Raw genomic sequence first — 10161 nt, forward strand, 5'->3', positions numbered from 1 at the left:
GTGCCGGCCGGACGGCCTCCGCAAACAACGCCGATACCGGCGGCGGAACCGGTCGAGCAGCCGGGTGGGTGCGGCGCGGCGCCGCCGGTATCGGCGTTGTTTGCGGAGGCCGTCCGGCCGGCACCTCGGGGCGTCCCACCTCGAAGGTCAGGCAGGGTCCGTCGGGGCTGCCGATGTTGATCCGCTGGCCGGGGTGGATTTCGACGGCGTGTACCCGCCGATGGTCCACGAACGTGCCCTCGTGCGATCCGTTGTCGATCGCCATCCACCTGCCCTGATCGAAGCGCAGTAGCAGGTGTGCCCGGGAGACCGACGGATGGCTGACACGCATGTCGGCACGCAGGTCGCTGCCGACGATGATGTCGTGACCTGCGGCGAAAGTACGTTGCGGCCCGAGCCCAGACACTGTCAGCACGGGCGGCGCCACCGTGTTCATCGAAACTAGCTGTAGCCGCTGGCGCCGGCCTCGAAACCTCGCGAACCTGGGGCGGGCTTCGGGCCGCGTCAGTGGCGCCGGAGCCGGATGCGCCACCACACCAGGCCTGAATAGGCCGCCGACAGCGTCGCCAACATCGCCATGTCGAACAGCCACGCCGGGCGCGAGTGCGTCCAGTGGCTGTCCTCGGGACTGTACGAGCCGGGCACCAGCTCGCGCAGGTTGACCGTTGCCGCCGACGCGGCGTAACCCCACCGCGCGGGCACCGCCCACGACAACTGGTCCAGGAAGATCCGGTTGGTCACCGGGACCAGTCCGCCGGCCAGTACCAGCTGCAGCATCAGCGACACCACCAGCAGCGGCATGATCTGCTCACTGGACCGGGCGACCGACGACAGCAGCAAACCCAGAATCGCCGAGGCCACGCAGGTGGCGGCGACCGTGGTGAACAGCTCGAAACATGGGTTGCCGAGCAGCAGCGCCCGCTGGGTCGGCACCCCCTTGCCCAGCAGCACGACGCCGGTGGTGATGGCCGCCTGGGTGATGGCGAACATGCAGAACACCGTGATCTTGGCGCCCAGATAGGCCCTCGTCGACAAGCCCACTGCCTGCTCGCGACGGAAGATGGCGCGCTCGCCGATGAGGTCGCGGATGGTCAGCGCGGTTCCCATGAAGACCGCGGCGATGGACAGCAGCGTCAGAATTTGGGCCGCTTCGTCGGGGGTCTGGCTGGTCGGTTGGGCCATGCCGAAGCCGGTGTCTCCCGGAACCGTCAGCGACAGCGCACCCAGGACGAACGGCAAAACCGCCAGGAATGCGAAGTAGGCCCCGTCGGCGACCACCAGCCGAACCTGGCGGCGCGCGATGGTGGAGAACTGGCGGCGCACGCTGGTGTGTGCCGGTGCACCCAGATCCGTAGGCGTCTCGGTCAACGCCGGCGCGGGGGGCTGGTTGCGGGCCAGAAAGCGGCGGTTCGCCTCGTCGGGGTCGGCGCCGACCTTGGCAAAAATATGGGCCCAGTTGGTGGTTCCCATGGCCTGGCCGATCTGGTCGGGCGGCCCCAGAAACGCGGTCTTGCCCCCCGGGGCCATGAGCAGCACCTGATCACAGACGTCGAGGTAGGTCAGCGAATGGGTGACCACGAGCACCACCCGGCCGGCGTCGGCGAGTTGCCGCAGCATTGTCATGACCTGCAGGTCCAGCGCCGGGTCCAGGCCTGAGGTCGGCTCGTCGAGGATCAGCAGGGAGGGGCCGGTGAGCAGTTCCAGGGCCACCGAAGCGCGTTTGCGCTGGCCGCCGGACAGCTTGTCGACGCGGGTGTCCGCGTGCTCGGTGAGCCTCAGTTCGTCGAGCACCCCGGCGACCACCGCGGCGCGATCCTGTTTGCTGGTATCCGGCGGCAGCCGCAGTTCGGCGGCGTAGCCGAGCGCCTGGTTGATGGTCAACTGCCGGTGTACAACATCGTCTTGCGGCACCATCCCGATCCGGCTGCGCAACGATGCGTAGTCGGTATGGATGTTGTGGCCCTCGAAGGTCACGGTGCCCGAGCTGGGGCTGAGATAGCCGGCGATCAGCCGCGACAGCGTGGTCTTGCCGGCGCCGGAGCCGCCGATGACGGCGGTCAGCGTGCCGGGCCGCGCGGTCAGCGACACGTTGTCGAGCAGTGCGGCGCCGTTAACGGCATAGCTGACCCCGGTGACCTCCAGGCCTCCGGTGCGGGTGGCCGCTTCGGTGCGACGAACCAGGGTGGTCCCGGTGAATGCCAGGTCGACGTTGCCGATGGTGACCACGTCACCCTCGCGAAGGATCGCCGAGCCGACCCGGATCCCGTTGACGAACGTGCCGTTGATGCTGTGTGCGTCGTTGACCTCGGTGCCCACCGGCGTGGGGGTCAGAAACGCGTGGTGGCGCGACGCCAGCACATCGGCGACGACGATGTCGTTGTCGAGCGCCCGGCCGATCCAGGAAATGCTTGCCCCGGGCAGCGTGTGGCGGGAGGCGGCCCGCGCGACGTTGACCGTCGTGGTGCGTCCCGCCGGCGGGGGCGGGGGGGACATCGGTAAGACGGTGGTCCGCTGCGCCCCGGGGTTGTCGGGTGCGCCCGGTGCCGGTGCCGGTGGCGTGGGGCCGGGCGGCTGTGCGGGTGGCCGGCGCTCGGTACCTGAGGCTGGAGCACCGGGCGGCGGAGAGCCGGTCTGCGGCAGCAAGCCGACGATGCCGCGGTGATGCCCTACTTCGAAGCTGATGCGCGGCCCGTTGGGCCTGCCGAGATTGACCACCAGGCCGTCATGGATGTCCGTTAGCGGCACCCGGCGGCCGGCGACGAACATCCCGGTCCGTGAATTGTCAATGGCGATCCAGTTGCCCTGTTCGAAGCGCACCACCACGTGTGCCTGAGCCACCAGCGGGTGGGCGACGCGCAGGTCGGCACGCAGATCACTGCCCACGATCGCATCAGCGCCCGGAGCGAAGCTGCGTTGTGAGCGGTCCGACCGAACCGTCAGCACGGGCCGCTGAGCTCGGGTCATTGCTTCACCCTAAGAGTTGCGCCCGCGTCAGCGCCGTCGCAGCCGAATCTTCCACCACACGATGGCGGTATAGGCAATCGACACCACCCCGAGCATGGCCATGTCGAACAGCCACGCGCTCGCTTTGTGGTCCCAGTGCTGGTCTTTCGGGTCCGTCGGGCCCGGAATGAGCCGGTGGGTATCGATCGTGGACGCCGACGCCGCGAAACCCCACCGGGCGGGCGTGGCCCAGGACAACTGGTCGAGCACGATCCGGTTGGTCACCCAGATCATGCCGCCGGAGAACACCAGCTGGGACATGATCGAGACCACCAGCATCGGCATGATCTGATCCTGCGATTGGGCCAGCGCCGACAGTGCCATGCCCAGCATCGCCGAGGCCACACAGGTCGCGGCCACAGTGACGAACAGTTCGAACCGAACGTCTCCCAGCAGCACTGCGTCGGAAAGCGGCTTGCCCCAGCCGATCACACAGATGGTGGTGGCGATCGCCGCCTGGGCGATCGCGAACGCCGAGAACACCACGATCTTGGCGGCCATATAGGCCGCGGTGGACAAGCCGACCGCCTGCTCGCGCCGGAAGATGGGACGCTCACCGATGAGGTCGCGGATCGTCAGCGCCGTCCCCATGAACACCGCCCCGACATTGAGCATGACCAGAATCTGGTCGGGCTGGGCGGGATTGTTGCCCATTGGATCCGACATCCCGAATCCGGTTTTGCCTCGAACGGTGAGGCTCAGCACGCCGATGAGGAACGGCAGCAACGCCAGGAACACGGTGTAGCCACGGTCGGAAACGACCAGGCGAACCTGACGGCGGGCGATGGTGGAGAACTGGCGAAACACGTCGGTGTGCACCGGTTCGCCCAGGTCGGCGGCGGGGCTGGCCTGGGACGGAAACGCCGGCTGGGCCTGCTTGTCGGCCAGGAAGCGGCGGTTGGCCTCGTCGGGGTCGGCTCCCACCTTGGCGAAAATGTCGGCCCAGTTGGTGGTTCCCATGGCCTGACCGATCTGGTCGGGCGGGCCCAGGAATGCCGTCTTGCCGCCCGGGGCCACCAGCAGCAGCTGATCGCACACGTCCAGGTAGGACACGGAGTGCGTGACCACCAGCACCACGCGGCCGGCATCGGCGAGTTGCCGCAGCATCATCATCACCTGCCGGTCCAGCGCCGGGTCCAGACCCGTCGTCGGCTCGTCGAGAATCAGCAGCGACGGACCGGTGAGCAGTTCGAGTGCCACCGACGCGCGCTTGCGCTGCCCGCCGGACAACTTGTCCACCCGTGTGTCGGCATGCTTGGTCAGCTCGAGTTCCTCGAGGACCTGGGCGACCACCTGATCGCGGTCGGCCTTGCTGGTGTCGGGCGGCAGCCGTAGTTCGGCCGCGTACCCGAGGGCCTGGTTGACGGTGAGCTGGCGGTGCACGACGTCGTCTTGGGGGACCATCCCGATTCTGCTGCGCATGGATGCGTACTCGGTGTGGATGTTGTGGCCCTCGAAGGTCACAGTTCCCGAGCTGGGGCTGGTGTAACCCGCGATCAGTCGCGACAGGGTGGTCTTGCCGGCGCCGGAGCCGCCGATGATGGCCGTCAATGTGCCGGGGCGGGCGGTCAGCGAGATGTGGTCGAGCAGTTGCTTGCCATCGGCTTTGAAGCACACCGATTTCACTTCCAGGCCGCCGGTGCGGGTGGCCGCCTCCGTGCGGCGAATCAGTGTGCCGCCGGTGAACACCAGGTCCACGTTGCCGATGGTGACAACGTCGCCATCGCTCAAGATCGCCGACCCGACCCGCACCCCGTTGACGAACGTCCCGTTGACGCTGTGGGCATCGCGGATTTCGGTGCCCAGCGGTGTCATGGTCAGGAATGCGTGGTGACGCGACGCCAGGACGTCCTGGATGACGACGTCGTTATCGGTGGCGCGGCCGATCGTGACCGATCCCGCCGGCATTTCGTTGGACCCGGTCCGCGGCAACAGCGCATGGATCATCTTGGTGGCCAGGTTCGCCACCTCGGGCGGCTTGGCGGCGCTGGGCTGCATCTGCGTGGGCGGCGACGGGCGCGGCCCGGCCGGTGCATAATTCGACGGCTGGCGCGGCGGCCCCGGGGCAAATCCGGACTGCCGAGACGCCGAGCTGGGGTACATCGGCTGTCCCGATTTCGGGGGCGGGCCGGGATGCGGTCGCGCCGGCGGCGGTGCGGTCCAATTCGACTGGCGTGCCGACGGCGGGGGTCCCGGGTGACCGGCAACCTGCGTCGCCGCCGGGGGCCCCGGGTGGCCAGCAGCTTGTGTCCCCGGCGGCGGCCACGGCGACGATTGGGTGCCCAGCCGCATCGACTCGGTTTGCGGTGGCCGCCCGGCCATCCCTACATGGCGGCCGACCTCGAAGGTCAGCAACGGGCCGTCGGGATTGCCGATGTTGACGCTCTGGCCGTCCTGGATGTCGACCATCGGCACCCGGCGGCCGTTGCAGAAGGTCCCGTTCAGCGAATTGTTGTCGATCGCCAGCCACCGGCCTTGATCGAAGCGCAGCAGCAGATGCGCCCGGGAGATCAGCGGATGCGTGATGCGCATGTCGGCGCGCAAGTCGCGGCCGACTACCACGTCATGGCCGGGCGCGAACGTGCGTGCAGACCCGTCGTAGCGAACAGTCAGCGCGGGCGGGGCGGATTGAGGCATTATTCCAACTGTATCTAAGGCCGAGGTGAATGCTGCTCGGCGGCGCAACAGTCGCGTGGCGAGGTGCGCACGCGCAGTTCAGCCCGGCTGCCCGCGTATCTGCGCGAGCCACCGCACCCCAAGTGGCGAGCAGCCGCAATAGCCCCCGCGCGCTCGGCGTGTCGGGGGCTATTGCGTCTGCTCGACAGGGGGAGCGCATCATTTTTATAGCTAGCGGCTACTATTGCCTACCGTTACAATTTCGCATGTTAAGTAACGCGCCAGTCGGGTGCAGCTTTGACACGAAACGCGGCTGGCTAGCGCTCGTCCGCCGAGAGGAGGTGATCACATGGCCCATGAACTTCTGTTTATCGAAGACGAAGCAACGTATCGGCTCCACTACGTTTGCTACTGGTTCAACGCGGAGTGCATCGACTGAAGAGGACCCGAAGAGGACCCGAAGAGGACCCGAAGAGGACCCGAAGAGGAGATGTCGCCCGTGGAGGCGGCGCTGGTGGGGGTTTGTCCTGCAATGAACCCCCACCAGCGGTCTTCACTGTGTTCCAGCGCCAGGCAGAGCTGCACCAGCCGCCGACAGCAACCGCACTCTTGTGCAATCCCCGCAACTAGAGGACGTGAGTCCATGTCTGAATCATGCGCTGCGGCCACCACCGTGTCCGTGGGCCCGGATTGGTCGCAGTGGCCCACCCGGGTGCTGGGCCATGCCGATCCCACCTCGATCGCCCATCGGGCGGGCAGCTACCGCATCATCTCTCCCGAACAGACCTGGCATGCCGTGCAACCGATGCTGGAATTGGCGGGCATCACCCGTGTCGCCGACCTCACCTGGCTCGATGATCTCGGCATTCCCACGGTTCAGGCAGTGCGTCCCGCCTCGGTGACACTGTCGGTCAGTCAGGGCAAGGCCGCGACCTACCGCGCCGCCCAGGTTTCTGCGGTCATGGAATCGCTGGAAACCTGGCATGCCGAAAACGTCACGCCCGACCTGTTTTCCATGCGGACAACGGACATCGCGGCAGCACTGACCTACGATCCGGCTCATCTGCTCCTGTCGGCCCGAAGCATCTATCATCCTGGCGCCAAGCTCGACTGGATGACAGCGACGACGCTGATGACCGGCCGCCAAACCTGGGTGCCCTGGGAGGCGGTCCTGGTCAACGCGGCGGTCGAAAACCGCTGGGACCCGCCGATGTTCTCGATGGACACCACGGGGTTGGCTTCGGGCAACAGCTACTGGGAGGCCAGCCTGCATGGCCTCTACGAGGTCATGGAACGCCATGCCATGGCCGCCGGCGAACCCGGAAGCACCCTGTTCGAGGTGCCACTGGACGATGTCGCCGACTCCGGCTGCGCCGAATTGGTCGACATGATCTACCGGGCCGGCAGCGAACTGAAGATAGCGCGCACCGACACGTGGGACGGTTTCCCGTGCTTTACCGCCGAGATATGTTCGCCCATGCTGGGGGTCCCGTTCAGCGGCTTCGGGTTGCACCACGATCCCAACGTGGCGTTGTCCCGGGCGATCACCGAAGCCGCGCAATCGCGACTGACGGCTATCAGCGGAGCACGCGAAGATCTGGCGCCGGCGTTGTACCACCGCTTCGCCCGGGTGCACGCCTACGGCCCGTTGCGGCCAACCATGCTGCACTTGCCTACCGCCGAACCCACACCGTGGCACGTTCCCGATACCGACTCGCTGAGTGAGCTGTTGGCTTCGGCCGCAACGGCGGTGGCGGCCCGGTCGGGCACCGAGCCGCTGGCGGTTGTGTGCGACATTGCTGGCAGTTGTGTTCCGGTGGTGAAGGTCATCGCGCCCGGCCTGACGGCCTCACACGGTTCTCCGATGCGCACCCCCCTGCAGGAGTCGGCATGAGGGCTGCCGGTCGGATCGTGGTGACCGCTGGGCCCACCATCGGCGCCGCCGATATCCATGCGGTGGTGCCCAACGCCGAAGTGGTACCCCCGATTTCGTTCGGTGACGCCCTGCGGTACGGGCTGCGGCCCGGCGACACGCTGTTGATTGTCGACGGGTTGTTCTTCCAGCACGCTCCGGTGCGGCACAAAGAACTGCTGACCTTGATCCAGGACGGAGTTCGTGTCGTCGGCTCGTCGAGCATGGGCGCGCTGCGCGCCGCCGAACTGCATCCCTTCGGAATGGAAGGCTACGGCTGGGTATTCGAGAGCTACCGCAACGGATATTTGGAAGCCGACGACGAGGTCGCCATGGTCCACGGCGAGCCCGAAGACGGCTATCCGGTCTTCGTCGACGCGTTAGTCAACATCCGCCAAACGCTGGCACGCTGCGTCGAGACCGGTTTTCTGTCAGCACAATTAGCGGCTGATCTGGTCGAAAAGGCGCGCCGCACACCGTTCACCATGCGCACCTGGGATCGCATCTTCGACGCGGTCGAGCCCGAAAGCCGTTACTTGGCAAATCAATTGCGCGCCCTGCGGGTCGACATCAAACACCACGACGCCATTGTGGCATTACACAACGTGCGCGACGGCCAGTGTGGCACGGTCACCAGTCCCGCGCCGCCGCCAACGATCTGGTCCCGGCGCTGGCAACAACGCTGGGCGCCAACCACTTCGGTGGTCATCACCACCGACAGCGGAACCAAGGCCACGGTCGAGGTCTGCGACACCGATGTCCTGTCGCTGCTGAGTGTCGCCGCTACCGACCGCTGGGCCTATCTACCGGCCCTGGAACAGGTCGCCTCGTGGCATTGGGAGTTGACGCACCCCGGACGCAGCGGCGAGGTTGGTCAACAGGCGTCTCTGGCCATTGGGCGGGTCACCGCACAGACCCGTCAACGCGCGTTGGAGACCGTCGCCCACCGCTACGCCGTAACCATCGGACTCGCCGACGAGTCCGGCTTCCCAGAGCCGGTCAGGTCGCAGTGGTTGACCCCAGCGGAAAACGAAACGTGGCGCGATGACCCGATTGCCGTCTCGGCCCGCCTGATCACCCGAACCTTGTTCGTCACCCGGGCACTGCCAGCCATCGAGCATTTTCTGCACCTGCTTCGTGCGGATCCGCGGCTGCCCCAGTGGCGTGCCGCGGCGGCCCACGCGCTGGCTAGACGCGACGAATTAGCCCGTCATAAGCCACATTTGAACCTGCACCGGCCCGACCCCACACAACTGAAGAACCTTTTCGCTAAGCGATGGGGCACCGAGATCGACCGGATTGAACTGGCCCGGCGCGGCCTGATGAGCGAGGAGGCCTTCTACAGCGCTGCCGTCCCGTTCGCCGTCGCCGCCGCCGATGATCAGCTGCCGTCGATTCACGTCGGCGCCCTGGGGGCTGCCAAGCCGTAGCCGTCGCCTTGGCTGCGCAGGGCTCAGCCGCAGAGAAAACCCCGTAAACCCCATAGGAAACCCCAAAGCAACGCCATCCGCCTGGGCTACCGTGTCGGCCTTGTTCTAGCGTGCTGATCCCGCCGCTCACCTGCGCTCGCCTCAAGTGGGTCTGCTGGTCAGGTTGCGGTTCGGCGGTCGCGGGTCCAAGGCGTAGCCGGCGCCCTATGGACCAGCACTCACAAGAGCTTGCGCCATCAGCCTGCTCGACGGCAGCGACGACTCGGTCTACCTGACCGGCTACGACCTGGACCGCACGGCGGGGGATATCGGCGTCCGCCGATTGGGGGACCGTGACTTTGACCCGTTCGGGGGATGGGATGCGATTCGTTGCAATAGTTATGATCGCAGCGATTTTTAGTCGCGGTTCGAGTTGAAGGTTCGAAATATTTGGATGCTTTGAAAGACCATGTGAGTGATTCAGCAAAAATATTTCGGATGGCTCAAGCGCGGATTCGGCTAAGCTTCCGTTTGGTATTTTCACATGTTGCGTTTGATAACGATGTGGTTGACTGATCGATAACTAGGGAGTATTCCATGTCCAAATCGTCTGGCGATCTCGAATCAAAGAATAATCGCGGCGCTGCCGAGTCCGGGTCTAACGCCCGCTTGGAGCGCACCCGATCTCGGCGCCGCCAACGCGTCGCCACTGCGGCGCTGGGGGCACTGACGGTAACCGGCGGTATCACTTCCGCGTTTGACGGCACCGCCGAAAGCTCCGAGGTGAACGTGGGCCGGCTCGCCATCAGTCTGGCCGCCCATGATGGGTTGAAACTCGATACCTGCGAAGGGTCTGGCAATCCATTCAGCTACGATAACGATAATGGCAGTCTATTCACGTACAATAGCGGTACCAGAGATGATTATCTTGACGTGACAGGGTTGCCGCAATCGGACAATAACGGCAACGAGAATAACAATACCGTCGGTCCTGCCGATAGTAATAATGATGTCAGCATTCCTGCGAGAATTTTCGAACGTAATGACATAACGTGGGACGATATTATCTATTCAGATGAATCGAGCAACGAAAACTAGTGGTCCGTGTTTGAAGTTGGTTGACGGTTTGCTTTCTTGAGGATTTCGTCGGCGGTCTTGGTCCAGACGAATGGGTGGACGCGTTTGTTCCAGCTGGTGATGTAGGTGCGGATCGCTTGAGTC

The 10161-nt window shown here is 65.6% G+C and carries 6 protein-coding genes; 3 read left to right on the forward strand and 3 right to left on the reverse strand.

Annotated features, from left to right (window positions below; all coding sequences use genetic code 11):
- From EET13_RS05810 to EET13_RS05820, 3 genes are all read right to left on the reverse strand, one after another.
- Positions 1-436, reverse strand: a 436-nt coding sequence (locus EET13_RS05810; RefSeq protein WP_136623115.1) for an FHA domain-containing protein, incomplete at its 3' end; no start/stop codon positions are given.
- Between the two features lie 68 nt (positions 437-504).
- On the reverse strand, positions 505-2964 hold the full coding sequence (locus EET13_RS05815; RefSeq protein ID WP_122441399.1) for an ATP-binding cassette domain-containing protein: 2460 nt from the start codon (positions 2962-2964) through the stop codon (positions 505-507).
- A gap of 27 nt (positions 2965-2991) precedes the next feature.
- Positions 2992-5640: an ATP-binding cassette domain-containing protein gene (locus tag EET13_RS05820; RefSeq protein WP_122441400.1), complete on the reverse strand. Its 2649-nt coding sequence runs from the start codon at positions 5638-5640 to the stop codon at positions 2992-2994.
- Between the two features lie 622 nt (positions 5641-6262).
- On the opposite strand from EET13_RS05820, the gene EET13_RS05825 reads away from it, so the two are divergent.
- The 3 genes from EET13_RS05825 to EET13_RS05835 all read left to right on the forward strand — a co-directional run bounded on the left by EET13_RS05825 (position 6263) and on the right by EET13_RS05835 (position 10038).
- Positions 6263-7513: a YcaO-like family protein gene (locus tag EET13_RS05825; protein ID WP_122441401.1), complete on the forward strand. Its 1251-nt coding sequence runs from the start codon at positions 6263-6265 to the stop codon at positions 7511-7513.
- Positions 7510-8961: a TfuA-like protein gene (locus tag EET13_RS05830; RefSeq protein ID WP_122441402.1), complete on the forward strand. Its 1452-nt coding sequence runs from the start codon at positions 7510-7512 to the stop codon at positions 8959-8961. Before EET13_RS05825 ends, EET13_RS05830 begins: the two co-directional genes overlap by 4 nt.
- 576 nt (positions 8962-9537) lie before the next feature.
- Entirely contained in the window at positions 9538-10038 is a 501-nt protein-coding gene (locus EET13_RS05835) for a hypothetical protein (protein WP_122441403.1), read from the forward strand.
- Positions 10039-10161: the final 123 nt, after the last annotated feature.

Origin of the sequence: Mycobacterium attenuatum (assembly GCF_900566085.1) — a bacterium.
Classification (GTDB): domain Bacteria; phylum Actinomycetota; class Actinomycetes; order Mycobacteriales; family Mycobacteriaceae; genus Mycobacterium; species Mycobacterium attenuatum.